The sequence below is a fragment of the Brevundimonas sp. LF-1 genome (assembly GCF_037055305.1).
GTDB lineage: Bacteria > Pseudomonadota > Alphaproteobacteria > Caulobacterales > Caulobacteraceae > Brevundimonas > Brevundimonas sanguinis.
This window is the reverse complement of the sequence record NZ_CP146349.1, coordinates 699,779-724,302: the sequence shown is the minus strand read 5'-3', so window position 1 is coordinate 724,302 and position 24,524 is coordinate 699,779. Positions and strand designations below refer to the sequence as shown.

General features: G+C 69.5%; 22 protein-coding genes and 4 pseudogenes. 11 read left to right on the top strand and 15 right to left on the bottom strand.

What is annotated here, in order from left to right:
* The first annotated feature begins 237 nt into the window (after positions 1-237).
* The 3 genes from V8F63_RS03865 to V8F63_RS03855 all read left to right on the top strand — a co-directional run bounded on the left by V8F63_RS03865 (position 238) and on the right by V8F63_RS03855 (position 3,078).
* The gene (locus V8F63_RS03865) at positions 238-1,044 is read left to right on the top strand and encodes a class I SAM-dependent methyltransferase (RefSeq protein ID WP_134581838.1); all 807 of its coding nucleotides are present in this window, start codon (positions 238-240) and stop codon (positions 1,042-1,044) included.
* Between the two features lie 95 nt (positions 1,045-1,139).
* Complete coding sequence (locus tag V8F63_RS03860; RefSeq protein ID WP_303683862.1) at positions 1,140-2,051, top strand: class I SAM-dependent methyltransferase; 912 nt, start codon at positions 1,140-1,142, stop codon at positions 2,049-2,051.
* A gap of 163 nt (positions 2,052-2,214) precedes the next feature.
* Positions 2,215-3,078 (top strand): alpha/beta hydrolase, encoded by an 864-nt coding sequence (locus V8F63_RS03855; RefSeq protein WP_392354570.1) that lies wholly within the window; start codon positions 2,215-2,217, stop codon positions 3,076-3,078.
* A 4-nt stretch (positions 3,079-3,082) separates the two neighbouring features.
* Here the strand turns inward: V8F63_RS03855 and hisN are convergent, their stop codons facing one another.
* Together hisN and V8F63_RS03845 are read right to left on the bottom strand one after the other, a co-directional pair.
* Positions 3,083-3,865: a histidinol-phosphatase gene (gene hisN, locus V8F63_RS03850; protein ID WP_392354569.1), complete on the bottom strand. Its 783-nt coding sequence runs from the start codon at positions 3,863-3,865 to the stop codon at positions 3,083-3,085.
* Positions 3,866-3,986: 121 nt separating this feature from the next.
* Positions 3,987-4,202: pseudogene (locus V8F63_RS03845) on the bottom strand (helix-turn-helix transcriptional regulator); the annotation flags it as partial.
* A 169-nt stretch (positions 4,203-4,371) separates the two neighbouring features.
* On the opposite strand from V8F63_RS03845, the gene V8F63_RS03840 reads away from it, so the two are divergent.
* A complete protein-coding gene (locus V8F63_RS03840; protein ID WP_025977992.1) occupies positions 4,372-4,629 on the top strand; it encodes a GlsB/YeaQ/YmgE family stress response membrane protein in 258 nt (85 codons plus the stop codon).
* 67 nt (positions 4,630-4,696) lie between these two features.
* On the opposite strand, the gene V8F63_RS03835 is transcribed toward V8F63_RS03840, so the two are convergent.
* A complete protein-coding gene (locus V8F63_RS03835) occupies positions 4,697-5,173 on the bottom strand; it encodes a superoxide dismutase (RefSeq protein ID WP_303682866.1) in 477 nt (158 codons plus the stop codon).
* Between the two features lie 130 nt (positions 5,174-5,303).
* Here V8F63_RS03835 and V8F63_RS03830 point away from each other — a divergent pair, with 130 nt between their 5' ends.
* The gene (locus V8F63_RS03830) at positions 5,304-6,968 is read left to right on the top strand and encodes a GNAT family N-acetyltransferase (RefSeq protein WP_392354568.1); all 1,665 of its coding nucleotides are present in this window, start codon (positions 5,304-5,306) and stop codon (positions 6,966-6,968) included.
* 112 nt (positions 6,969-7,080) lie between these two features.
* Here the strand turns inward: V8F63_RS03830 and typA are convergent.
* From typA to V8F63_RS03815, 3 genes and pseudogenes are all read right to left on the bottom strand, one after another.
* Positions 7,081-8,910: pseudogene (typA, locus tag V8F63_RS03825) on the bottom strand (translational GTPase TypA).
* A 134-nt stretch (positions 8,911-9,044) separates the two neighbouring features.
* Entirely contained in the window at positions 9,045-9,266 is a 222-nt protein-coding gene (locus tag V8F63_RS03820) for a putative sulfate exporter family transporter (protein ID WP_392354567.1), read from the bottom strand.
* Positions 9,266-10,090: a putative sulfate exporter family transporter gene (locus tag V8F63_RS03815; protein ID WP_392354566.1), complete on the bottom strand. Its 825-nt coding sequence runs from the start codon at positions 10,088-10,090 to the stop codon at positions 9,266-9,268. Before V8F63_RS03815 ends, V8F63_RS03820 begins: the two co-directional genes overlap by 1 nt.
* Before the next feature lie 81 nt (positions 10,091-10,171).
* Here V8F63_RS03815 and V8F63_RS03810 point away from each other — a divergent pair, with 81 nt between their 5' ends.
* Positions 10,172-11,059 carry a LysR substrate-binding domain-containing protein gene (locus V8F63_RS03810; RefSeq protein ID WP_392354565.1) on the top strand — a complete coding sequence of 296 codons (888 nt, stop codon included), beginning with the start codon at positions 10,172-10,174 and terminating at the stop codon, positions 11,057-11,059.
* A 6-nt stretch (positions 11,060-11,065) separates the two neighbouring features.
* On the opposite strand, the pseudogene V8F63_RS03805 reads toward V8F63_RS03810, so the two are convergent.
* Both V8F63_RS03805 and V8F63_RS03800 read right to left on the bottom strand, forming a co-directional pair.
* Positions 11,066-12,474, bottom strand: a pseudogene (locus V8F63_RS03805) (oligopeptide transporter, OPT family).
* Entirely contained in the window at positions 12,441-13,112 is a 672-nt protein-coding gene (locus tag V8F63_RS03800; protein ID WP_392354564.1) for an oligopeptide transporter, OPT family, read from the bottom strand. The pseudogene V8F63_RS03805 and the gene V8F63_RS03800 overlap by 34 nt, the downstream one beginning before the upstream one ends.
* Before the next feature lie 130 nt (positions 13,113-13,242).
* Between V8F63_RS03800 and recQ the strand changes: the two are divergent.
* Positions 13,243-15,110 (top strand): annotated as a pseudogene (gene recQ, locus V8F63_RS03795) (DNA helicase RecQ).
* 4 nt (positions 15,111-15,114) lie between these two features.
* On the opposite strand, the gene V8F63_RS03790 reads toward recQ, so the two are convergent.
* Genes V8F63_RS03790 through V8F63_RS03780 form a run of 3 tightly spaced genes read right to left on the bottom strand, consistent with a single transcriptional unit; the run spans position 15,115 to position 16,246 of the window.
* On the bottom strand, positions 15,115-15,660 hold the full coding sequence (locus V8F63_RS03790) for an alpha/beta hydrolase (protein ID WP_392355024.1): 546 nt from the start codon (positions 15,658-15,660) through the stop codon (positions 15,115-15,117).
* On the bottom strand, positions 15,660-16,028 hold the full coding sequence (locus tag V8F63_RS03785; protein WP_392354563.1) for a hypothetical protein: 369 nt from the start codon (positions 16,026-16,028) through the stop codon (positions 15,660-15,662). Before V8F63_RS03785 ends, V8F63_RS03790 begins: the two co-directional genes overlap by 1 nt.
* Positions 16,025-16,246, bottom strand: a complete 222-nt coding sequence (locus tag V8F63_RS03780) for a hypothetical protein (RefSeq protein WP_392354562.1) — start codon at positions 16,244-16,246, stop codon at positions 16,025-16,027. Before V8F63_RS03780 ends, V8F63_RS03785 begins: the two co-directional genes overlap by 4 nt.
* A gap of 33 nt (positions 16,247-16,279) precedes the next feature.
* Between V8F63_RS03780 and V8F63_RS03775 the strand changes: the two genes are divergently transcribed.
* The 4 genes from V8F63_RS03775 to V8F63_RS03760 all read left to right on the top strand — a co-directional run bounded on the left by V8F63_RS03775 (position 16,280) and on the right by V8F63_RS03760 (position 18,668).
* Positions 16,280-16,579 carry a hypothetical protein gene (locus V8F63_RS03775; protein ID WP_392354561.1) on the top strand — a complete coding sequence of 100 codons (300 nt, stop codon included), beginning with the start codon at positions 16,280-16,282 and terminating at the stop codon, positions 16,577-16,579.
* Positions 16,580-16,704: 125 nt separating this feature from the next.
* Positions 16,705-17,013 carry a protoglobin domain-containing protein gene (locus tag V8F63_RS03770; protein WP_392354560.1) on the top strand — a complete coding sequence of 103 codons (309 nt, stop codon included), beginning with the start codon at positions 16,705-16,707 and terminating at the stop codon, positions 17,011-17,013.
* Positions 16,980-18,017 carry a GGDEF domain-containing protein gene (locus V8F63_RS03765; protein WP_392354559.1) on the top strand — a complete coding sequence of 346 codons (1,038 nt, stop codon included), beginning with the start codon at positions 16,980-16,982 and terminating at the stop codon, positions 18,015-18,017. Before V8F63_RS03770 ends, V8F63_RS03765 begins: the two co-directional genes overlap by 34 nt.
* Before the next feature lie 96 nt (positions 18,018-18,113).
* Positions 18,114-18,668 carry a hypothetical protein gene (locus V8F63_RS03760; protein ID WP_392354558.1) on the top strand — a complete coding sequence of 185 codons (555 nt, stop codon included), beginning with the start codon at positions 18,114-18,116 and terminating at the stop codon, positions 18,666-18,668.
* A 71-nt stretch (positions 18,669-18,739) separates the two neighbouring features.
* Here the strand turns inward: V8F63_RS03760 and gyrB are convergent, their stop codons facing one another.
* From gyrB to dnaN, 4 genes are all read right to left on the bottom strand, one after another.
* Positions 18,740-21,169: a DNA topoisomerase (ATP-hydrolyzing) subunit B gene (gene gyrB, locus V8F63_RS03755; protein WP_025978004.1), complete on the bottom strand. Its 2,430-nt coding sequence runs from the start codon at positions 21,167-21,169 to the stop codon at positions 18,740-18,742.
* 244 nt (positions 21,170-21,413) lie between these two features.
* Positions 21,414-22,604, bottom strand: coding sequence for a DNA replication/repair protein RecF (recF, locus tag V8F63_RS03750; protein WP_392354557.1), 1,191 nt, complete (start codon positions 22,602-22,604; stop codon positions 21,414-21,416).
* A gap of 164 nt (positions 22,605-22,768) precedes the next feature.
* On the bottom strand, positions 22,769-23,053 hold the full coding sequence (locus V8F63_RS03745) for a GIY-YIG nuclease family protein (protein ID WP_392354556.1): 285 nt from the start codon (positions 23,051-23,053) through the stop codon (positions 22,769-22,771).
* A 69-nt stretch (positions 23,054-23,122) separates the two neighbouring features.
* Positions 23,123-24,241, bottom strand: a complete 1,119-nt coding sequence (gene dnaN, locus V8F63_RS03740; protein WP_253122154.1) for a DNA polymerase III subunit beta — start codon at positions 24,239-24,241, stop codon at positions 23,123-23,125.
* Positions 24,242-24,524: the final 283 nt, after the last annotated feature.

Below are 24,524 nucleotides of genomic sequence, written 5' to 3'. Positions count from 1 at the left end.
GAGCCGCCCGGCGGTTTGGCCCCGGACGACGGAGGGTTTCAGCCCCGGCGGTCCGCATTCGGCCCCGTCAGGACTGGAGAGCCCGAGGATCGGCGCTCTCGGACGAAGAGGTAGGAGGCCGTTTTTCGGGCGCAAGGGGCCGCGCGAAATCGCCGCTCCGCCGCATCGACGCCTTGCGGCGGCCGCGAAGCGCCGTAAGGATTTTACCTTCATCCTTCCGAAGCGACCGGAGCCTCCATGCGAACCTTCGCCTTCATCGCCCTCGCCGGGGCCGTCCTCGGCTCCCCCGTCCCCGCGCTGGCGCAAGCCGCGCCGTCCGACGCCGCGCCCCTGCCGCGACGCGAGGGCCTGTCGATGGAGATGCCGACCCTCAGCGAGGACGCCGCGCTTCAGGCGGCCGTGGCCTCGACCAGCCGCCCGGAAGCAGACCGGGCGCGCGACGGCGAGCGCCATCCGTTCGAAACCCTGACCTTCTGGGGACTGCAGCCGGGCCTGACCGTCGTGGAGATCGAGCCGGGCCGCGCCGGGTGGTGGCGCAATATCCTGGAGCCCTATGCGGCGGCCACCGGCGGGCGCTACGTCCCGGTCAACCGGCCGACCGAGGGGATGGGCGTCGCCGATGGAACCGCCGACATGGTCGTGGTGGCCCGCGCCTTCCACAACTGGTCGCGCGACGGCCGGGCCGAGCCCTATCTGGCCGCCTTCTTCAAGGCGCTGAAGCCCGGCGGCGTGCTGGCGGTGGAGCAGCACCGCGCGGTCGAGGGGCTCAACGTCGCCGATACGGCGCCCAGCGGCTATGTGCCCGAGAGCTGGGTCATCCACGCCGCCCGCCGCGCCGGTTTCGAACTGGAGGCGCGCAGCGAGCTGAACGCCAACCCGAAGGACGACCGGGACCACCCCTTCGGCGTGTGGAGCCTGAAGCCGACGCGCACCTCGGAGCGCGACGGCCGGACGCTGACGCCCGACGAGCGCGCGGCGCTGGACGCCATCGGCGAGAGCGACCGCATGACCCTGCGCTTCCGCAAGCCCTATGCGGCCGACTGAAGCCTCTTGATGACAATGCAGTGCGTGATTTTGACCCTGGCGCAGAAGCGCCTTAAGCCCCAAGCGAAGACATCTGGCGGCAAGAGGAAGCGCGCATGACAGACCGATCGACGCGGCGATCCGTCCTGGCCGGCGCCAGCGGCCTGGCCCTGGTCGCGCCCCTGTTCGGCCTGGCCGGCTGCGGCCGCAAGGAGGAGGCGCCGACGCCCGCCGCGCCCGAGGCGCCCAAGGGCCCGCCCGAAGGCTCGCTGGAATGGGCGGTCGCCGGTTCGTGGCGCACGGCGGACGACAAGGCGCGCGACGTCTGGCGCCACCCGATCGAGACGCTGCGCTTCTTCGGCCTGCAGCCGAAGATGACGGTCGTGGACTTCTGGCCCGGCAGCGGCTGGTACGCCGAGATCCTGGCCCCCTATCTGAACCGGGGCGGCGGGACGCTGTATCTGGCGGGCTTTGTCGAGGGGCCGAACGCCGACCCGGCCCAGGTGGCGATCAACAATGCGCTGAAGGCCCGTATCCTGGGATCCAAGAAGCTGTACGGGCCGGTGCAGTTCACCGCCTTCGGGCCAGGCTCGGACCCGGTGGCTCCGGCGGGCACGGCCGACATGGTGCTGTTCATGCGCTATGTTCACGCCTGGATGGCGGCGGGGATCGCTGAAAAGGCCTTCGCCGACGCCTTCACGGCTCTGCGGCCGGGCGGGATCCTGGGCGTGGAGCAGCACCGGCTCCAGCCGGACGAGGATCAGGACCCGGCCGCCGCCAACGGCTATGTGCAGGAAGCCTTCGTCCGCCAGCTAGCCGAAGAGGCGGGCTTCGTCTTTGTCGAGGCGTCCGAGATCAACGCCAACCCGGCCGACACCAAGGACCATCCATTCGGGGTCGAGACCCTGCCGCCGCGCCGCCTGACGGCCCCGCTGGGCCAGCCCGCCGACCCTGAGTTCGACCGCACCAAGTACGACGCCATCGGCGAAAGCGACCGTATGACCCTGAAGTTCAGGAAGCCCGAGTGAGCCGCCCCGCCGCCTTCGCCGCCCATGCGCCGTTGATGGGCGTGCCGGGCGCCGCCTGTCCGCCGGGGGAGAGGGCGACTGGTTCCGGGGCGCCGGAGGGCTGCGTCTGCGCGCCGCCTTCTGGACGCCGTCGAGCCTGCAGGCCAAGACGCCGCGCGGGACGGTGGTGCTGAGCCCCGGCCGCACCGAGCCGATCGAGAAATACTTCGAGTTGATCGGCAACTTCCTGGCGCGCGGCTTCTGCGTCCTGGCCCACGACTGGCGCGGGCAAGGGCTGTCAGCGCGGCTGTTGCCGGATCGGCTGCGCGGCCACGCCCGGGCGGTCGAGGAGTTCCTGGACGACTACGCCCGCCTGCTGGACGCCTATGAGGCGCGCGCGCCCAAGCCCTGGATCATGGTCGGCCATTCGATGGGCGGGTGTCTGAACCTGTTGACGCTGGAGACGGGCGAGAGCCGGTTCGGCGGCGCCCTGCTGTCCAGCCCCATGTTGCGGATCAAGACCGGCAAGCGGTCGATGTGGACGGTCAAGCTGGCGGTGCGCTGGGCGCTGCGCAACGGCAAGGCGGGCGACTATGTGCTGGACGACCCCGACGATCCCTTCGACCACACGTTTGACAACGACGCCCTGACCTCGGACCGGGCGCGCTATGATCTGTGGCGACAGCAGCTTTACGCCTGTCCGCACCTGGCGCTGGGCGGGCCGACCTGGGGCTGGCTGGCCTTCGCCCTGGACGCCGGCGAGCGGGTGTTGAAGCCCAGAGCGCTGAAAGGCGTGAAGATCCCGGTGTGCGTGGTTCAGGCGGCCGAGGACGACAAGGTGTGGAAGCAGACCAATCGCTGGGCGGCCCGGCGGCTGGGGCGCGGCCGTTACGTCGAGGTGCCCACGGCCAAGCATGAGGTGATCATGGAGGTCGACGAGCTGCGCGGGGTCTTCCTGCACGAGTTCGACGCCCTGGCCGACTATGTGGCGCCGGGGCCGCAAGCGGCCTCGACCTCTGCGGGCGCGCGGACGGCCGAACCCGCCTGATCGGTCAGGCTGGGGCCAGCAGGGGCAGGGCCTGATCGGTCAAACGCGCGTCGCCGACCGCCAGCACGCGGCCGTCGGCCTGATGCGGGGGCCGGCCGCGCCAGTCGGTGAACCGGCCGCCCGCCGCCTCGACCAGCGGTTTGAGCGCCGACCAGTCCCAGACCTGAAGCTCGCTCTCGGCCACCAGGTCGATGTTTCCCGCCGCAACCATGGCGTAGGCGTAGCCGTCGCAGCCCAGGCGGGCCAGGCGAGCCGAGGCGCGCAGCCGGTCCCAGGCGGCCCGGTCGGCGCCGGTGAAGATTTCGGGGTCGGTGGTGGCGATCAGCGCCTGATCCAGGCGCGCGCAGGCGCGGGTCCTGAGCGGGGTCTCGCTGGCGCCCTTCAGCAGGCGCGCGCCGGACGGGCCGCCGAGGAAAACTTCGCCCAGATAGGGCTGGCCGACGGCGCCGATGACCGGGGCGCCGTCCTGACGCAGGGCGATCAGGGTGGTCCACAACGGCAGGCCGGCGATGAAGGCGCGGGTGCCGTCGATCGGGTCCAGCACCCAGACGTGTTCGGCGTCGGCCCGATCCTCGCCGTACTCCTCGCCGATGACGCCGTGGTCGGGATAGCGGGCGGCGATCAGGCGGCGGATGGCGGCCTCGGCGGCGCGATCGGCTTCGGTCACGGGGTCGAAGGCGCCGGGGACGCCCTTGTCTTCCTGAGCGAAGGCGCCCCGGAAGAAGGGCAGGGCGACGCGCGCAGCCTCACGCGACAGCTCGACGGCGAAGGATTCCAGCTCGGTCATAGGGCCCCGATACACGGTCCTGGGACGCGGGGCGAGGCTCGGGGCGCCACGCTGGGGGCGAGCGTCAGGCGGCGTTGAGAGTCGGGTGCAGGGTCGAGGTCGGCAGAGCGGCGGGCTCGGCGGACAGGCCGTCGTAGAAATAGGTGACGGGGGTTTCCAGCGCTTCGGCCAATTCCCACAGGCGGGCGGCGGACAGGCGGTTGGCGCCGCATTCATATTTCTGGATCTGCTGGAAACGGACGCCCACCCGATCGCCCAACTGTTGCTGCGTCAGGCCCAGAAGACGGCGGCGTCGGCGCAGGCGACGACCCAGGTGCAGATCGATCTCGGCGGCCATGACCTTCTCCCCATCTTTAGATGTTGTGCCGGTTCGGCACGTGGCGAGGAGGTCTCGCAAAGGGCGTGCCGACTTCCCCTCAGCGGGGAAGGCGCACGACATGAGGCAACCGCCGCGGCGTACGCGCATTAACGGCCAAGGCAGACAGCCTTTTCAGGAAGGAAGAAACATGGGTGGATTTGGATTCATCGCCTGGATCATCATCGGCATCGTCGCCGGATGGCTGGCGGAGAAGATCATGAAGCGGGAACACGGCCTGCTGACCAATCTGATCGTCGGCGTGGTCGGCGCGCTGATCGGCGGGTTCCTGGCCAATAATCTCTTGGGCGTGGACGCGGCCGGCAATTGGATCGTCGGCATCTTGGTCGCCACGATCGGCGCCGTGGTGCTGTTGTTCCTGCTGGGTCTGGTGAAGCGACGGGCCTAACCGCCGGTCGCACCATCACGAACTGAGGGCGGCCCGACGGGCCGCCCTCTTGTCGTGCAACAGACGCTTAGTCAGGACTGTCGGTCGGCTCATCGCCAGTCGGCTGATCGCCGGTCGGCTCGTCGCCAGTTTGCGCATCAGCCGGGGCGGCGTCCGGCGTGGCGTCCGGCGTCGGCTCGGCCGTATCCGAAGCAATCGGCGCGGCCGACTGGACATCCGAAGCGCTGGCGTCGACAACGATGTCAACGCCGTCCTGGCGGATGCCGGCCAGCGGCACCGGGCGGACCTGGCCGTCGGCGGTGCGGACCGTCAGTTCCTGGCCGTTGGCGCCGTTCTGAACGCCGACCAGCTTGCCGATCTCGGAGCCGTCGCCGCTCTTGACGGTGGAGCCCGGGGTCAGGGTCAGGCTCTGGGGTTGAGCCGCGGCCGCCTCAGCGGGAGCCGGCTCGGGCGTCTGCGGCGTCGTGGCGTCCTGGGCGAAAGACGGGGCGGCGATGAACAGGGCGCCGGCGATGCCGGTCAGCAGGGCGGTCTTGCGGATCATGAGAAACTCCTGGAATGGCGAGCTCGGCGCTCGCGAAAAAATGAACCCGCGTGATCCAGGATGGTTTCGCCTGCCCTGAAATGACCTTTTACCGGCCGCAAACGGCCGATTCTTGCTCGATGGAGGGCGGTTGACCAAGTCCAGCGCAAAACACGACCCCTTGCGCATAATGCGGCGCCTGGCCGGGTTGGCCTATGAGCTGACCCCGCAAATCTTCGCGGCGGCCACCTTCCTGCTGGGGGCGGTGATGCTGCTGACCGCGGTGACCCCCGCCTTCAACGAAAAACTCAGCGCGCTGGGGCGGTTCTATCCGCCGCTGCTGATCGACCTGTCGCACTTCGCCGCCAGCGTGACGGGCTTCGTCCTGCTGCTGATCTCGGCGGGGCTGTGGCGACGGCGGCGCGGCGCCTATTACGCGGCGCTGGCGTTCCTTCTGGTCGGGGCGGTCTTCTCGCTGCTGAGAGGACTGGACTGGCTCCAGGCGATCGAACTCACGTTGGCGGCGGCCCTGTTGACGCCGTGCCGGGCGGCCTTCAACCGCCGGTCGCGCCTGGGCGAGCCGCTGCGGCCGGGGTGGCTGCTGATGCTGGCGGCGGCGGTGGCGGCCATGATTTGGCTGGGCTTCTTCGCCTATCGCGACACCGCCTATACGGACGAGCTGTGGTGGACCTTCCTGGTCGACAAGCAGGCGTCGGGCTTCCTGCGCGCCGGGGCGGTGCTGGCGCTGCTGACCCTGGCGGTGGCCATACGCTCGCTGACGACGGCGCCGGGCGCCCGCACCCACGGCCCCGCCGCCCCGGAAGAGATCGAACGCGCCCGGCAGGCGTTGGAGAGCGCCGAGGCGGCCGCTCCCGAGGCGGAACTGGCCCTGTTGGGCGACAAGGCTCTGCTGTTCAGTCCGTCCGGCCGCAGCTTCATCGCCTATCGCGTGCGGGGCCGCCGCTGGATCGCCATGGGCGAGCCGGCGGGCCTGGCGGCGGAACGGCTGGAACTGCTGTGGGCCTTCGCCCAGCTGGCCGACAGCTACGGCGGCGCGGCGGTCTTCTATTCGGTCGGCGAGGGGCTGCTGGCGGACCTCGCGACCCTGGGGCTGGCGGTCCGCAAGGTGGGCGAGGCCGCCGTGATCGACACCGCCCGCTTCACGACCGAGGGCAAGGGCAAGCAGAACCTGCGCACCGCCGTCAACCGCGCCGAACGCGACGGCGCCGGTTTCGAAGTGGTCCCGCCCGGCGCGGCGCGCGCGCTGGAGCCCGAACTGCGCGCCGTGTCGGACGCCTGGCTGAGGCATCACAACGGCTCGGAAAAAACCTTTTCGCTCGGCCGGTTCGATATCGACTATCTGGACCGCCAGCCCCTGGCCCTGGTGCGCGAAAACGGCCGCATCGTCGCCTTCGCCAATCTGTTGCGCGGGGCGGGCGGCGGCGAGGTGATGATCGATCTGATGCGCTATGATCCCGACGGGCCGAACGGGGTGATGGACTATCTGTTCACGCGCACCGCGCAGTGGGCGCGCGATCAGGGGGTGGCGCGGCTGGATCTGGGCATGGCCCCCCTGTCGGGCCTTGAGGATCGGCGGACGGCCCCCGTCTTCGCCCGCGTCGGCGCCCTGGTGTTCGAGGAGGGCGGGGCCGTCTACGGCTTTCAGGGCCTGCGCGCCTACAAGGCCAAGTTCGACCCCGTCTGGCGGCCGGTGTTCATCGCCGCGCCGCCCAGCACGCCCTTGCCTCTGGCCCTGTTGGACGTGGCCCTGCTGACCAGCGGCGGCTGGCGGGGGCTGTTGGGGCTGAAGCGGTAGCGCCTCCGTCATCCCGGACGCCCCGCAGGGGTGGCTCGCAGGGCGATAGGCCCAAACTAAAAAAGGCGGCCCTTGCGAGCCGCCTTTCTCATTTCGACAATGTCGGCGCAGATCAGTCGGCGCGGACGCGCTTCTTGCGGAAGGAGGGGTTCAGGACCTCCTTGCGCAGGCGGATCGACTTGGGCGTGACCTCGACCAGTTCGTCTTCCTCGATATAGGCGATGGCCTGCTCCAGGCTCATCTTGCGCGGCGGGGTCAGGCGCACGGCCTCGTCCTTGCCCGAGGCGCGGACGTTGGTCAGCTGCTTGCCCTTGATCGGGTTGACGTCCAGGTCGTCGGAGCGGCTGTTCTCGCCGATGATCATGCCCTGATAGGTCTTCTCGCCGGCGCCGACGAACATGACGCCGCGGTCTTCCAGGTTCCACAGGGCGAAGGCCGCCGTGTCGCCGTCCGAGTTCGACACCAGCACGCCCTTCAGGCGGCCTTCGATGGCGCCCTTGTGCGGCTCATAGTGGGAGAAGACGCGGTTCAGCACGCCCGAGCCGCGCGTGTCGGTCAGGAACTCGCCCTGATAGCCGATCAGCGAGCGCGACGGGCACTTCAGCTGGATGCGGGTCTTGCCGGCCCGAGGGCCCCATGTCGGTCAGCTCGGCCTTGCGGGCCGACAGCTTCTCGATGACCACGCCCGAGAACTCGTCGTCCACGTCGATGACGACGTCTTCGATCGGCTCCATGCGCTCGCCGTTCTCGCCGGTCTGATAGACCACGCGCGGGCGGCTGATCGACAGCTCGAAGCCTTCGCGGCGCATGTTCTCGATCAGCACGCCCAGCTGCAGTTCGCCGCGGCCGGCGACTTCATAGGCGTCGGAGTCCGGCGTCTGGGTGATGCGGATGGCGACGTTGGCCTCAGCTTCCTTCAGCAGGCGGTCGCGGATGACGCGCGACTGCACCTTGTCGCCTTCGCGGCCGGCCAGGGGCTGTCGTTCACGCCCACGGTCATCGAGATGGTCGGCGGGTCGATCGGCAGGGCGTCCAGCGGGGTGTCGACGTCCAGCGCGCACAGGGTGTCGGCGACGGTGGCCTTGGACATGCCGGCGATGGCGACGATGTCGCCCGCCTCCACGCCCTCGTCGATCGGCTGGCGCTTCAGGCCGCGGAAGGCCAGCACCTTGGTGATGCGGCCCTGTTCGATGGTCTTGCCGTCACGCGACAGGGCCTTGATGGCCATGCCGGGAACCGCCTTGCCCGAGTGGATGCGGCCGGTCAGCAGGCGGCCCAGGAAGGGGTCGCTTTCGATCAGGACGTTCAGGATCTTGAACGGCTCGTTGACGCGGGCCTGGGCCTCGGGAGCCGGGACGTGGTCGACGATCAGGTCGTACAGCGGGTGCAGGTTGTCGTTCGGCTGGGCCAGGTCCAGCGTCGCCCAGCCCGAACGGCCCGAGGCGTAGATGACCGGGAAGTCCAGCTGCTCGTCCGTGGCGCCCAGGGCGGCGAACAGGTCGAAGGTCTCGTTCAGCACCCGGTCCGGATCGGCGTGGGCGCGGTCGACCTTGTTGATGCACAGGATGGGACGCAGGCCCATCTTCAGCGCCTTGGTCAGCACGAACTTGGTCTGGGGCATGACGCCCTCTTCGGCGTCGACCAGCAGGACGCAGCCGTCCACCATGCCCAGGATGCGCTCGACCTCGCCGCCGAAGTCGGCGTGGCCGGGGGTGTCGATGATGTTGATGCGCGTCTCGCCCGCCTTGCCGTTCCACTGGATCGACGTGCATTTGGCCAGGATGGTGATGCCGCGCTCGCGCTCCTGATCGCCAGAGTCCATGACGCGCTCGGTCGTGGCCTCATTGGCGCGGAACAGGCCCGACTGGGCCAGCAGGGCGTCCACCATGGTCGTCTTGCCATGGTCGACGTGGGCGATGATAGCGACGTTACGAAGGTTCATATCGGGCTCGGGCGGACTGTGTTCGGTCACGGATAGGCCGCGCCGCTGCAAGAAGATTGCAGAAAAGGGAAGGGTTCGGGGCGCCTCTTACAGGGATGCGGGCCAAAACGCCAGTCCGGTGCGCGTTCAGCCGATCAACCCAGCGGGATGAGGGCGATCACCGCCAGCGCCAGCAGGCCGATCAGCAGGGCCGACAGGGCGGCGACGGCGGCCACCCGCGGCCCGGCCCGGACCACGGCGCGCGGGTCGACCATCAGCCCCAGCGCGGCCATGGCGATCAGCGTCAGGGCCGAGACCGAGACCTGCAGCGGCTGCAGGATCGCCGCGGGCAGCCAGCCCAGGGAGCGGGCGGCCATCAGGGCCAGGAAGACCAGGATGAACCAGGGGCCATCTGGTGCAGCTTGGGCCCGCGCCCGCCTGCGGCCTGTTTCGACCGCATCAGGCCCAGCACCAGACAGACCGGCCCCAGCATCAGCACGCGCACCAGCTTGACCACGGCGCCGGTCTGGACCGCGGCCAGGCCGGCGGGCGCGGCGGCGGCCAGCACCTGCGGCACGGCGTAGACGGTCAGACCCGCCAGCACCCCGACGCGCGTGGCGTCATAACCCATCAGCGCGCCGACCACGGGGACCAGCAGCACCACGGCGATGCCCAGAACGGCGGTGAAGCCGATGGCGGCGGCGACATCCTGTCCCTCGGCCTCGATGACGGGGGCGACGGCGGCGATGGCCGAGTTGCCGCAGATGGCGTTGCCGCAGGCGACCAGCAGGGCCATGGCGTGCGGCAGGCCGAAGGCTCGGCCCAGGGCGTAGCCGCCAAGGATAGCCAGGGCGACGACGCCGACGATGGCCAGCAGCAGCCACGGCCCCAGCGCCGCGACGGCCGCGCCGGAGACGGTGGCGCCCAGCAGCGCGACCGCAACCTCCAGCAGGGTCTTGGCGCTGAAGCTGACGCCGGGCGCCCACAGCGACGATGGCGTCCACACCAGCCGCAGGGCCGCCCCGATCAGGATGGCGAGCACCAGACCCTCGATCCACGCCTGCCCGAACAGGCGCGCCTCGAACAACTGAAGGCCGAAGGCGACGGCGCCGATGGCGGCGGACAGGGCCACGCCCGGCAGCAGGCGCAGCGGGCCGGTCAGGCGGCGAGAGGCGGCGGCGGGGTCGAGGGCGACGGTCATGCCCTCCTTATCGGCTCTGTCTTATGATCGATCCAACGCGTAGTTCTGGACTTAACGATCAATATATCTGATCAATCGCGTATGACGCTGGAACAGCTCCGCATCTTCGTCGCCGTGGCCGAGCGCCTGCACATGACGCGGGCGGCCGAGGCGCTGCATCTGACCCAGTCGGCGGTCAGCGCGGCGGTTCAGGCGCTGGAGACGCGGCACGGGACGCGGCTGTTCGACCGGGTCGGGCGGGGGCTGGCGCTGAATGCGGCGGGGACGGCGTTTCTGCCGGAAGCTAAGGCGGTGCTGGCGCGGGCCGAGGCGGCCGAGCGGCTGTTGGATGAGTTGGCGGGGATGAAGCGCGGCTCGGTGCGGCTGTTCGCCAGCCAGACCATCGCCGCCTATTGGCTGCCGCCGCGCATGGCCGCCTTCGCCCAGAGCCATCCGGGCGTGGAGCTGCATCTGTCGATCGGCAACACCCATCGGGTGGTCGAGGCTGTTCTGGGCGGCGAGGCGGAACTGGGCTTGATCGAGGGCGCCGAGGATGCGCCGCGTCTCGAGCGGACCCGCATTGGCGCTGACCGGCTGATCGTGGTGGCGGCGCCGGATAATCCGCTGGCCGGACGCGAGGCGGCGCTGGCGGCGGCGGACCTGAAAGCGCTGGACTGGGCCCTGCGCGAGCCGGGCTCGGGCACCCGCAGCGAGTTCGAGGCGGCCCTGCCGCGCGGTATGGCCGCGTCCGACCTGAAGACGGCGCTGGTGCTGCCGTCCAATGAAGCCATCCTGACGGCGGTGGCGGCCGGCGGCGGCGCAGGGGGCGGGCTTGTCACCGCCATCTCGGAACTGGCCGGCCGGCCCCTGATCGAAGCGGGGCGGCTGGTCCGTCTGCCGCTCGACCTGCCCGAGCGGCCCTTCTATCGACTGCGGCACCGCGAGCGCGGCGCCAGTCGGGCGGCGGAAGCGTTCGCCGCCGCCCTCTAGTTCGGCTTAGACCTGAGCCGCGCGGCGGCGCACCCAGGCGTACAGCGCGTAGGTCAGACCTGCGAAGGCGATCAGCCCGGCCCACATGGCGGGCCAGCCGCTGTCGGCGGGCAGCAGGGCGAAGGGCGCCTCCTTCTTGGTGCCGACGATGACGGCGGCGGTGAAGACGCCGAACAGGCTCTCGCCCACGATCAGGCCGGACGCCAGCAGCACGCCCATGCGGCGGGCCACATCGGCGTAGCGGGTCGACTTGACCGCCCGGTCGTACAGCCAGCCGCAGACCGCGCCGATGACCAGCATGGTGGTGACGGCGGCGGGCAGATAGACGCCGATGCCCGCAGCCAGCGGCGGCAGCTTGATCCGGTCCTTGGTGGCGCGGCGCAGGGTCACGTCCAGGATGATGACCAGAACGCCGACCACGGCGCCGATGCCGATCAGGTCCCAGCGCAGGTCGCCCGAGATGACGCCCTTGGCCAAGGCCGAAATCAGGGTGGCCTGAGGCGCCGCCAGGGTCTGCGACCCTTGCACGATGGCGGGCGGGCCGCCCTCGAAGCCGAAGGCCTGGTTCATCATGTCCAGCACGAAGGGGATGACCAGCGCGCCGGCCACCACGCCGACCAGCAGGGCCGTCTGCTGACGCCAGGGGTGGCCTCGACCAGTTGGCCGGTCTTCAGGTCCTGCAGGTTGTCGTTGGCGATGACGGCCACGGCGAAGACGATGGCGGTGACGATCAGGGCGAAGGCGATCACGGACGGATCAGCGGGCACCCCCGCCACGGCCAGCACGCCCAGCATCAGCAGCGACGCGATGATGATGGCCAGGATGCCGACGCCCGACACCGGGCTGTTCGACGAGCCGATCAGCCCGGCCATATAGCCGCAGATGGCCGCCACGGCGAAGCCGATGACCACGACATAGACCAGGCCGCCGATGACCAGCAGCGGCGCCGAACCGGCCAGAGACGTGCCCTGGGCCACGACCGCCAGCAGCACGGCGATGCCGACCAGGGCGGCGACGGACAGCAGGCCGACGATCTTGATGGGGATGTCCTGCTCGGTCAGCTCCAGCGTCTCGCCGTGGGCGCGGCGCGACTGGGCCGAGACGGCCGAGGCCAGGCCCGCGACCAGCGGCTTGGCCAGCTTGGCCAGGGTCCACAGGGCGGCCACGCCGATGACCCCGGCGCCGATGAAGCGGACTTCGCGCGCCCAGACGGTCATGGCCAGGCCTTCCGCTCCGGCGTCGGCCGGGACCGAGGCGGCGACCGACGGCAGGCCGTGGGCGGCGGCCCAGGCTGCGAACTCGGGCGAGGTCAGGATGGGCACGAAGATCAGCCAGGCCAGAACCAGGCCGAACAGCTGCGTCAGGCCGACGGCCAGGCCGATCAGGTGGCCGGCGCCCAGCAGGGCGAACTGCATGGAGAAGCCGACGCCGGTGGCTCCCCGCCCAGGGCGGCCGGAAGGCGCAGGAAGGCGGCCGTCTCGGCCGCGAAGACCCGTGCGGCGGCCAGGAAGCCGAAGACGGCCGAGGCGATCGCCCCGCCGATGACCACGAACAGGCCCGAACGGTTCTCGCGCACGGCCTCTTCGGTCTGTTCAGCGCCGGGCGAGCCGACCTTCAGCACCTCGGCGGCGGCGACGCCCTCGGGGTAGGGCAGGCCGCCCTGAACGACCAGGGTGCGGCGCAGCGGGATGGAGAAGGTCACCCCCAGCACGCCGCCGAGGATGCAGATCATCACCGATTCCCAGAACGGGAAGTCCATCCACCAGCCGATCATGACCAGGCCGGGCAGGACGAAGATGATCGAGCTCATGGCGCCGCCGACCGAGGCGACGGTCTGGACGGTCATGTTCTCCCAGATGGTCGAGCCGCGGAACGCCCGCAGCAGGGCCATCGAAATGACCGCCGCCGGAATGGCCGAGGCGAAGGTCAGGCCGACCTTCAGCCCCAGATAGGTGTTGGCCGCCGTGAAGACCGCCGCCAGCAGACAGCCCAGGATCAGGGCGCGGATGGTCAGTTCAATGCGTTTGCCGGTTCCGGCGGGCGTGTCCGTCATGCGGGGCTCTTTTTCCGTTGTTGCGCGGAGGTAAGCCCGAAAGCGGCCTCGTGACAACGGGGGCTGCGCATCCCGACGGCGCGGCGATGACGGGATGACACCTCGGAACGAATACGGCACAACCCCCGCCATGTTCGACCCTCGCCCGACCGACGCCGCCTTTCCGACCCTGGACGAGGCGCGGACGCTGCTGGAGCGGGTCTGGGGCCATGCGGATTTTCGGGGCCTGCAGGCCAGCGTGATCCAGGAGGTGCTGGCCGGACGCGACGTGATGGCCGTGCTGCCGACCGGCGGCGGCAAGAGCGTCTGTTATCAGGTGCCCGCCATCCTGCGGCCCGGCGTGGGTCTGGTCGTCTCGCCGCTGATCGCCCTGATGACGGATCAGGTCGAGGCGCTGAAACAGCAGGGGGTGGCCGCCGCGCGTCTGGATTCAGGCCTGACGATGGACGAGCGCTCGGCCGTGTGGCGGGCGGCGCGGGCGGGGAGCTGGACCTGCTCTACGTCTCGCCCGAAGGGCTGGCGTCCGGCGCCATGCTGGACCGATTGGCCGAACTGCCGATCAGCCTGATCGCCATCGACGAGGCGCACTGCGTGTCCCAGTGGGGCCACGACTTCCGGCCCGATTACCGCACCCTGGGCCGACTGGCCGAGATATTCCCCGGCGTGCCGCGGATCGCGGTGACGGCGACCGCCGACGCCCGCACGCGCGACGACATCCTGGCCTCGCTGCGGCTGGGCGAGGCGCGGGTTTTCGTCGACAGCTTCGCCCGGCCCAATCTTCAGCTGTCGGCCGAACGCAAGGTCAACGGCTCGCGCGCCCGCACCGACGCCGCCGTCATCGAACTGGTGCGCGAACGGCGGGGCAAGTCGGGCGTGGTCTATTGCGGCAGCCGCGACGGCTGCGAGCGGGTGGCCGACGCCCTGAGGGACGCCGGAAGCAACGCCATCGCCTATCACGCCGGTTTCGACGCCCGCGAGCGCGACCGGCGGCTGGAGCGTTTCTTGGCCGAGGACGGCGCCGTCATGGTCGCGACCATCGCCTTCGGCATGGGGGTGGACAAGCCGGACGTGCGCTTCGTCATCCACGCCGATCCCCCCGGTTCCTTGGAGGCCTACTGGCAGGAGATCGGCCGCGCGGGGCGCGACGGCGAACCGGCCGAGGGCATCACGCTTTACGGCCCGTCCGACATCGCCTGGTCCCTGCGTCGCCTTGAGGGGCGGCCGATGGCCGAGGAGGTCAAACAGGTCCAGACCCGCAAGGTGCGCCAACTGTTCGCCATGCTGGACGGCGCGACCTGTCGGCCCCAGGCCGTGCGTCGCTATTTCGGCGAGCAGGACGCCCAGCCGTGCGGCGTCTGCGACATCTGCGGCGACCCGCCCGCCACCTTCGACGCCGTGGTGCCCGCTCAGAAGGCGCTGGCGGCGGTCCAGCGGCTGGGCGAACGCTTCGGCCGGACGCGCGTGGTCGATCACCTGCTGGGCAAGACCAAGGACGTCCAGCCGTGGGAGGCCGGGCTGTCGACCTGGGGCATCGGCGCCGACCTGTCGCTGGCCGCCTGGCGCGACGTGATCGACCATCTTTTGTTCGAGGGCCTGCTGGTCGAGGACCCCAACGACGGCAAGCCGATCATCCGCCTGGGCGAGGCGCAGGCCGTGCGGGCCGTCTATCGCGGGGAGCGGCCGGTGCGGGTGCGGCAGGCGCCGATCCGGGCCGTGGCGCTGGACAAGCCGCGCCGCAACGCCGGGCGCAATCTGGCGGTCGAGGGGCTGGACGCCGATGTGCGCGCCCGTTTCGAGGCCCTGCGCGCGTGGCGCCGCGACCGCGCCATCGAGCAGCGCGTGCCGCCCTATGTCATCTTCCAGGACAAGACCCTGGTCGAGATCGCCCTGCAGGAGCCGCGCGGCCTGGACCAGCTGGCCGTCATCCCCGGCGTCGGCGCAGGCAAGCTGGACCGCTACGGGCCGGCGGTGCTGGAGGTTCTGGACGCCGTGGCGTGAAGCCTCAGCGCAGGAAGCGGTCGACGGCCTGCTGGAACTGACGCGGTCGGTCGATCATGACCATGTGCTCGGCGCCCTCGATCCGCTCGAAGGTCGCCGGGCGGGGCAGGGAGCGGTAGCCGTCGCGGAACAGGCCGTCGACGTGGCTGCGCGGGCTGTCGGCGTCGGGGCTCCAGCCATAGACGACCGTGACCGGCGCCTGGATCAGCGGCAGGCGCGAGCGCAGATCCACCGTCATCACCTCATACAGGCCCTGAGCCAGGACGCGCCGGTCGCCGCCCTGCCAGCCCAGGCCGTTGAACAGGCTGTCGGCCGCGCCGCCCAGCTCCAGCCCCATTGAGGCGGCCTGGGTGCGCAGGACCTGATCGCCCAGCAGCATCAGCCCTTGATAGGCCAGCCGCGCCAGAGGTTCGACATCGCCCACCGTCGAGCCGGGGCTGATCAGGGACGGGAAGAAGGGCGAGGCGTCCACCACCATGACCCGGCCGACGCGGCCGCCGCCCTCGGCCGCGACGCGCAGGGCCATCTGCCCGCCCATCGAATGGCCGATCAGGGCGGGACGATCCAGGCCCGCCTCATGGATGTAGCGCAGGATTTCCCCGCCGACGGCCCGCCGATGCGGCCCTCGGCGTTGCCCGCCGCCGCCAGCGGGCCAAAGCCGCGCACGGTGACCAGGTGCACCCGGTAGCGGGCCTGCAGCGCGTCGGCGGTGCGGCTCCAGACCGCCGAGGTCGAGGCCAGGCCGGGGATCAGCACCACGTCCGGCCCCTGTCCGCGCGTCTCTACGACGATGCGCGAGGACTGAAACGCGGCAGGGCTTGCCGCAGACGAGACAGTGAGCGAGCGCGCCCCAGCGGGCGCCGCGGCGGTCGTCAGGCTCAGGAAAAGGGCGGTCAGGACAACGGAAAACCGGCTCATGGCGTCAACCTGCCGTCAGATAGCGGCGAAACCTCGGCGAGAGGCTCTTGGCGTGATGGATTGAATTTTACGACGATCAGGAGTGAAATCATTGGATCTGGGGAGGTTCTCATGAAGAAATCCATCATCGTCCTGTCCGCCGTTGCAGGTTTGGCTGCATCGCCCGCTCTGGCTGAAAACTGGAACGTCATTTCGCGAAGCTCGGCCACCGCCTTCATGGTGGATGTCGATCGATCGCACAGGCCGACGGCGTGACCAGCGCCCGATTGGCGCGCGTGCCCGCCAAGGGCGAGCCGACGGATCTGTCGCACAGCATCGGGACCGTCAGCTTCCGCTGCGCCGCCAACCAGTCGAAGGCGGGCGAAGAGGTGTATTACGGTCCGGACGGCGCCGAGCAGGAGCGGATCGACGACGGCTATGATTTCGAGCCGATCGTGCGCAATTCTCTGGACTCCTACGTCAAGGAGATCGTGTGCGAGGACAAGCGCGGAACGGCGGCCTTCCCGACGATCCGCGCCTTCATCGAAGCCGGACGTCCCGACTCGCGCTGACGCGGCCGAAGGGGCCGCTTGTGCCGGTCGGCCCTTGGGGTTAAGGCCGCCCTCGGTCGATCGGGCGCCGCGTTTTTTAGTATCGAGCAGTCGTTTTGCAGCTTTCATCTGATCCTCAGGGCGGCGTGCTTTCGCGCGCCGGCGACGCCGCGTCCCTGGGCCGTTTGCGCCAACGCGTTGAAGATCATGCCGACGCCCTGGTGGCGGCCTTTTACGATGCTCTCCTGGCCGATGAAGAGGCGCGCTCCTTCCTGCATCATTCCGTGGTCCAGGAGCGGCTGAGCCCCTCGCTGCGCCGCTGGCTGGTGGATCTTTTCGCGCCCGGCGCCGACCTGGCCGGGGCGGCCTTTGCGGCCCGCCAGCAGAAGATCGGCGAGGTCCACGCCCGCATCAAGATCCGATGCATCTGGTCATGGCCGGGGCGGCGGTGCTGAAGGGCCGGCTGGCCGACGCCCTGGCCAGCGACCCGGCCGCCTTCGACCTGTTGCGGCTGGCCGGCGAGCGCATCGACCACGCCCTGCGCCTGATGAGCCAGTCCTATGAAAAGGGCGCCAGCAATCGCGCGCGGCTGGACGAGGCCTATCGCCTGTTCTCGCTGGACCAGGACATCCATTTCGAGCGCGAGAGCCAGCGCGCCGGCCTGATGGAATGGAGCCAGAAGACCCTGTTCCGCATCCTGGCCTCGGGCGGGGTGGAGGGGGCGGGCGCGCTCAGCGCCTCGCCGTTCGGCCTGTGGATTCGCCATCGGGCCGACTTCCTGTTCGACGGCTCGCCCCACCTGACGCGGCTGAACGCGGCGATGGAGCGCATCGACGCCGAACTGCTGCCTCGCTTCACGCCGGGCGCGGCTTCGTCTGATCTGGCCGGGCCGCTGGAGGCGCTGGAGGCGGCGGTGGACGAGGTCGCCTTCCTGCTGAACGAGATGTTCCAGGGGCTGGCGGGGATGGAAGGCGGACGCGATCCGCTGACGCGCGCCTTGAATCGGCGCTTCCTGTCGTCGATCCTGAGCCGAGAGATCGGTTTCGCCAACGCCAACCACACGCCGCTGTCCGTGCTGCTGCTGGACGTGGACCACTTCAAGCGGATCAACGACACCCACGGCCACCCCATCGGCGACGAGGTGCTGCGCCAGGTGGCCGAGGCGGTCACCGAGAACGTGCGCCCCAGCGATTTCGTCTTCCGCTATGGCGGCGAGGAGTTCCTGATCGTCCTGGTCGAAACCAGCCTGCGCCAGGCTGCGACGATCGCCGAACGGATGCGCCAGGCCCTGGCGACCAAGGCCATTACGGCCTCGGGTCTGGAACCCTTCCACGTCACCGTGTCCATCGGCGCCGCCGAACACGGGGGCCATCCGGATGAGAACTATTTGGTCAAGGAGGCCGACGACGCCCTGTACCGCGCCAAGCAGAATGGCCGTAACCGGGTGGAGATCGCCTAGCCGGCTCTTTCGGCGCTCGCGACAGCCGGCGCCGAATAAGCGCTTTCGATCTCGCAAGACAGGGTTATTAATGCGTCCCGACGATCGGGGGACGGCATGCAGGAATTCGACGCGCTCTTCGCCTTCTACGCCCTCCTGCTCGGGCTGGCGGTCGCCAACGTCGCGACGGCCTTCGCCGAAATGTACAAGGCGCGCGGCCGGGTGATGATCGGCTGGACGGTCCCTCTTCTGGGCGCCCTCGTGCTGATAGCGGCCTGCCAGCAGTGGCTGTCCCTGTTCCGCGCCCAGGCCGGCGTGAGGCTGGGGGCCGTGGAGCTTTTCATCTGTCTGGCGATGGCCCTGCCGTACATCGTCATCAGCCAGGTCATCCGGCCCCGCTATGATGAAGTCGCCTCGCTGGAGACCTATTACGCCCAGCACCGCAGGGTGATCGTCGGCGCCCTGCTGATTCCGGTGCTCGCCAGCACCATCGTCAATATCGTCTATATTCTGAAGCTGAATGAGCCGATCGCCCCGGTTATCCCGACGATGCTGATCTATCAGGGCGTCCGTTTCGCCTGCATCGTCCCCATGCTGATCTGGCCGGCCGCCGCCGTGCAGCGGGCGGGACTGATCGTCCTGCTCGCGCACACGGTCATGGTGATGCTCTAGGCGATTGTTCTGGCGCGAATATCTGAGTTGAGTCGGGCATGCGCCCAACTCAACCGATTCCGCTCTAACCGTCAGGCGTCGACGGCGGCGTCCAGAGCGTTTTCCTGGATGAACTCGCGGCGGGGCTCCACCACGTCGCCCATCAGCTTGGCGAACAGGTCGTCTGCGTCGTCGCCGTGCTCGACCTTGACCTGCAGCAGGGTGCGGGCGTTGGCGTCCAGCGTCGTCTCCCACAGCTGTTCCGGGTTCATCTCGCCCAGACCCTTGTAGCGCTGGATGGCGATGCCCTTCTTGCCCGCGTCCAGCACGGCCGCCAGCAGGTCCAGCGGGCCGCGGATGGTCGTGGTCTTGTCCTTGCGGCGATAGACCGCCGGGGTGGCGAACAGACCGTCGAAGGCGGCGGCGCGCTCGGCCAGACGGCGGGCGTCCAGCGAACGGCCCAGCACCTCGTCCAGCACGATGGTCTCGCTGACGGCGCGGCGCACGCGGGTGAAGGCCACGCCGCCCTGGGCGGCCAGTTCGCCGGTCCACGGACCGTCGCCTTCCTCGGCGTAGAGGTTCAGCCGCTCGGCTGCGCGCGCGGCGCGGTCGGCCAGCTCGCCGGCGTGTTCGTCAAACAGGCCCGCCAGGGCGCCCTGTTCGATGGCGAAGGCCGGAGCGCGGCTGGCCAGGCGGTCGACCAGGGCCTTGAACGCCTTGGCCTCGCGGACCAGTTCCTGCAGGTCCATGCTGGCGCGCACCTCGCCCGAGGCCAGCTCCAGCGTCGCCTCGGCGCTGCCTTCCTCGATCAGATAGGCGTCCATCTCCGCCTGATCCTTGATGTAGCGGTGCTGCTTGCCCTTGGAGACCTTATAGAGCGGCGGCTGGGCGATGTAGACGTGGCCGCGTTCGATCAGCTCCGGCATCTGACGATAGAAGAAGGTCAGCAGCAGGGTGCGGATGTGGGCGCCGTCGACGTCGGCGTCGGCCATCAGGATGATCTTGTGATAGCGCAGCTTGTCCGCGTCGAAGTCGTCGCGGCCGATGCCGGTGCCCAGCGCCAGGATCAGGGTGCCGATGGTGTCGGACGACAGCATCCGGTCGAAGCGGGCGCGCTCGACGTTCAGGATCTTGCCGCGCAGGGGCAGGACGGCCTGGTTCTCGCGGTTGCGCGCCTGCTTGGCCGAGCCGCCGGCCGAGTCGCCCTCGACGATGAACAGTTCGGACTTGGCCGGATCGCGCTCCTGACAGTCGGCCAGCTTGCCGGGCAGAGATGAGATCTCCAGCGCCGACTTGCGCCGGGTCAGGTCGCGCGCCTTGCGGGCGGCTTCACGCGCCGAGGCGGCCTCGATGATCTTGGAGACGACCAGCTTGGCCTCGACGGGGTGTTCCTCGAACCAGGTCGACAGACCCTCGGAGCACAGGCTTTCGACGGCCGGACGCACCTCGGACGAGACCAGCTTGTCCTTGGTCTGGGAGCTGAACTTGGGGTCCGGGACCTTGACCGACAGGACGCAGGTCAGGCCCTCGCGCGCATCCTCGCCCGAGACGGAGACCTTCTCCTTCTTGGCGAGCCCTGAGCTTTCGATATAGGCGCCCATGACGCGGGTCAGGCTGGCGCGGAAGGCCGACAGGTGGGTGCCGCCGTCTCTCTGGTTGATGTTGTTGGTGAAGCACAACATCGTCTCGTGGTAGCTGTCGTTCCACCACAGGGCGAGGTCCAGCTCGATGCCGTCCTTCTGGCCGCGGATGACGATGACGTCCTTCAGGATCGGCGTCTTGGACTTGTCCAGGTGGCGCACGAAGGCTTCGACGCCGCCCTCATAGTGCAGCAGGATCTCGACCGGCTCCGGCCCGCGCTTGTCGCTCAGCTTGATGACCACGCCCGAGTTCAGGAAGGCCATTTCGCGCAGGCGGTGTTCCAGCGTCTTCAGGTCGAAGTCGATGTGGCTGAAGGTGTCGATCGACGGATAGAAGGTGACCTCGGTGCCGGTCAGCAGACGGCCCTTGTCCTCGCGCATCGGGGCGTCGCCGATGACGGCCAGCGACCGCACGGTGTCGCCGCGCTCGAAACGCACGCTGTGCTTCTTGCCCTCGCGATAGATGACCAACTCCAGCCAGTCCGACAGGGCGTTGACCACCGAGACGCCCACGCCGTGCAGGCCGCCTGACACCTTGTAGGAGTTCTGGTCGAACTTACCGCCGGCGTGCAGCTGGGTCATGATGACCTCGGCGGCCGAGATGCCTTCCTCGGCGTGAGTGGCCACCGGAATGCCGCGCCCGTTGTCGGTCACGGTGACCGAACCGTCCTCGTTTAGGGTGACGGTGACCAGATCGGCGTGGCCGGCCAGGGCCTCGTCGATGGCGTTGTCCACCACCTCATAGACCATGTGGTGCAGGCCTGAGCCGTCGTCCGTATCGCCGATATACATGCCGGGGCGCTTGCGCACCGCGTCCAGGCCTTTGAGAACCTTGATGGAATCGGCGCCGTATTCGGGCGAGGGAGCAGTCTGTTCGGTCATGAAAACGTCGGCTCAGGGTCCGCGGGCGGACGGGGAAGAGGCGGCGGTTCGACCGCCTGTCTCAGGGGCGCAAATCAGCGCGTCCCGAAGTCTCCGATATATAGGAAATTGGACGGGAAAAGCCACTCTTTCCCTTCTCCGCTTGCGGGAGAAGGTGGGCGCCGAAGGCGCTCGGATGAGGGGTGTCTGCGTGAGGTTTAAGTACGATGGCTGAAGGCTCGGGAAAACCGGCAAGGTCGCGTGGTCACCCCTCATCCGTCGGGCTCCGCCCGCCACCTTCTCCCACAAGGGGAGAAGGGGAAGACAGCCCGCCGCCTTCCACCGCCACGAACTGCGCACGGCCTTCCAGCGCCGCGAACAGCGGCCGCTCCGTCCCGGTCATGAAGGCCTGAAGCTTCAGCGCCTCGATCTCGTCGAACAGGGCGGCGCGGCGGGTTTCGTCGAGGTGGGCGGGGGCCTCGTCCAGCAGGAGGATCGGTTGGGCGGGTTGCCCGGATTCAGGATGGGCCAGGCGCGTTACCTGGGCCAGGATCAGGTTCAGCACCAGCGCCTTCTGCTCGCCCGAAGAGCCTTCGGCGGCGGGCCGGTTCTTCTCGCGGTGCAGGGCGGTGAGGTCCGAGCGGTGCGGGCCGAACAGGCTGCGTCCGGCGGCGGCGTCGCGGGGTCGCGCGCGCATCAGGCCTTCGCCGAGCGCCTCGACGATGTCGGCCTCGTCGGCGCCTGCCGTCGCCATTTCTTCGGCCGGACCGGCCAACCCCAGATCGGCCTGGGGGAAGGGGCGGTCGGCGCGGGCGTCGATCCCGGCCTGAAGCTCTTGCAACGCCAAGGCGCGCGCCACGGCGGCGCGGGCGCCGCTCTCGGCCAGCCGGGCCTCCAGCGCGTCCAGCCACAGGGGATCGGGCGGGCGGGTGTCGTCGGTCAGCAGGCGCAGCCGCTCGCGCAGGGCCTTTTCATAGGTGGAGACGACGGCGGCATGATCGGGATGGGCGGCGAAAACCAGCCGGTCGAAGAACCGCAACCGCTCGGCCCGCGCGTCCGAGAACAGCCGGTCCTGCTCGGGCGTGGCCCAGACGGGGCGCAGATGATCCAGCAGCCGCCCCGGCGGGGCCGTCTCGCCGTCGATGCGCACGATGCGCCGCGCCGACGGTCCCATGGTCTGAACGCCGGTGCCCAGACGCACTTCGTCGCCGTCGGCGCCCCTAAGCGTCGCCGCCACGGCCCAGGGCCGCCCGACCGCCTCGCCGGGCTCGCGCCGCCCCATCTCCGCCGCCGTCGCCCCCCGCAGCCCCTTGCCAGGGGTCAGCAGGCTGACGGCTTCCAGCAGATTGGTCTTTCCTGCTCCGTTCGGCCCATGCAGCACCACCGTCCCGCCGGAAACCGGCAGGGTCGCGCCCGCGTAAGAGCGGAAGTCGGTGAGGGCGAGGGAGGTGATCATGCGTTGGTCAGCAGATACACCGATTTGACGGGCGGAGGCTGCATATGAAACCGCTCACCCCGGCGGACGCCGGGGGCCAGTGCGAACCACGCCCCCTACGCTTGAAGCCAAAGGACTGGATCCCGGCGTCCGCCGGGATGAGCGGGGAGGGGCGCTCCGCCGCTTCAAAGCAATGTCGGCAGCAGATCATCCCAAGCTGGGTTCATCCGCTCGATCAGATCGAGCTTCCATGCGCGGCGCCATTCTTTGATTTGGCGCTCGCGACGAAAGGCCTCGTCGCGCGTTCCGTGGTGCTCATACCAGACCAGGCGGGAGACCTCGTATTTCGCCGTGAAACCGCCGCGCAGCTTCTCGCGATGCTCCATGACCCGCTTCAGCAGGTCGTCGGTCGAGCCGGTGTAGAGGACGCCGTTGCGCCGGCCGGCCAGGATGTAGGTGTAGAAATACATCCAACCTCCTCGGCGCGGCCCTCACTGGGCCCCGGCGTCCGCCGGGGTGAGCGGTTGTTGCTACAAGCCCTACACCCGCAGCGGCATCAGCACGTACTGGACGCCCACGTCGGCCGGGTCGAGCACCAGGGTCGGGCTGGCCGGGTCGGCGAACTTGAAGTGGGCGGTCTCGCCGGTGATCTGGCCGGCGACGTCCAGCAGGTAGCGGGCGTTGAAGCCGATCTCGAACGGCTCGTCGGAATAGCCGATCTCGACCTCTTCCTCGGCCTGGCCGGCCTCCATGTTGCGGACGGTCAGCTTCACCCGGTCGTTGTCGAAGGCCAGCTTCACCGAGCGGCTCTTCTCGGCCGAGATGGTGGCGACGCGGTCGACGGCCTTGGCGAACAGGCTGTTGTCGATGTCGGCCTGCTTGTCATTGCCCTTGGGGATGACGCGCAGATAGTCAGGGAAGGCGCCGTCGATGACCTTTGAGGTCAGGCTGGCCTGGCCGAACTCGAAGCGGATCTTCTGGGCCGAGACCTGGACCTCGACCGGGCCGGCGCCGTCGTCCAGCAGGCGGCGGACCTGATCCACCGTCTTGCGCGGCACGATGACGCCGGGGCCGCCCGCCGCGCCTTCCGGCGCCGGGGTCTCGGCCAGGGCCAGGCGGTGGCCGTCGGTGGCCACGGCGCGCAGCAGCGGAATGCCGCCGTCGGCCACGGTGTGCAGATAAAGGCCGTTCAGATAGTAGCGCGTCTCTTCGGTCGAGACGGCGAAGCGCGTCTTGTCGATCAGGCGCGCCAGGTCTTCCTTGGGCAGGGTGTAGCGCGCGCCCGACGCCTCGGCGGACATGACCGGGAAGTCGCCCGCCGGCAGCACCGGCAGGTTAAACTTGGACCGCCCCGCCGAGACGACCAGACGCGGATCGTCGCCGGAATAGGTCAGCGACACCTCGGCGCCGTCCGGCAGCTTGCGCACGATCTCATACAGGGTGTGGGCCGGAGCCGTGATCTGGCCCTCGACGTTCACCTGGGCCTCGGCCTCGTCGACCATTTCCATGTCCAGGTCGGTGGCGGCGAACGACAGGCGGTCGCGCCCGGCGCTCAGCAGCACGTTGGACAGGATCGGAATGGTGTTGCGACGCTCGACCACGCTCTGGACGTGCCCCAGGGCCCGAAGAAGCGCGGAACGTTCGATGGTCAGCTGCATATGGTCTCGCCCGGTCGCGACCCTGTCGAAGCAGCGTCGCCGTAAATATGGGCAGGAACACTAGCGCATTGAGCGAAAGGGGCAACGGGCAGAGGCGCTTGCCCCCGATTTCCACAGGCCGGATCCTCTTTCCGTCATTCTCCGGCAAGCCGCGGAGCGGCGCAGACCGGGGAACCCAGCGGCGCGCGTCAGCGCGAAGACGCGCGCGCGACGCTTGCGGTGAAGATCGCTTTCGCCGCCGCTGGGTCCTCCGGTCAAGTCGGAGGATGACGAAAGAAGGCGG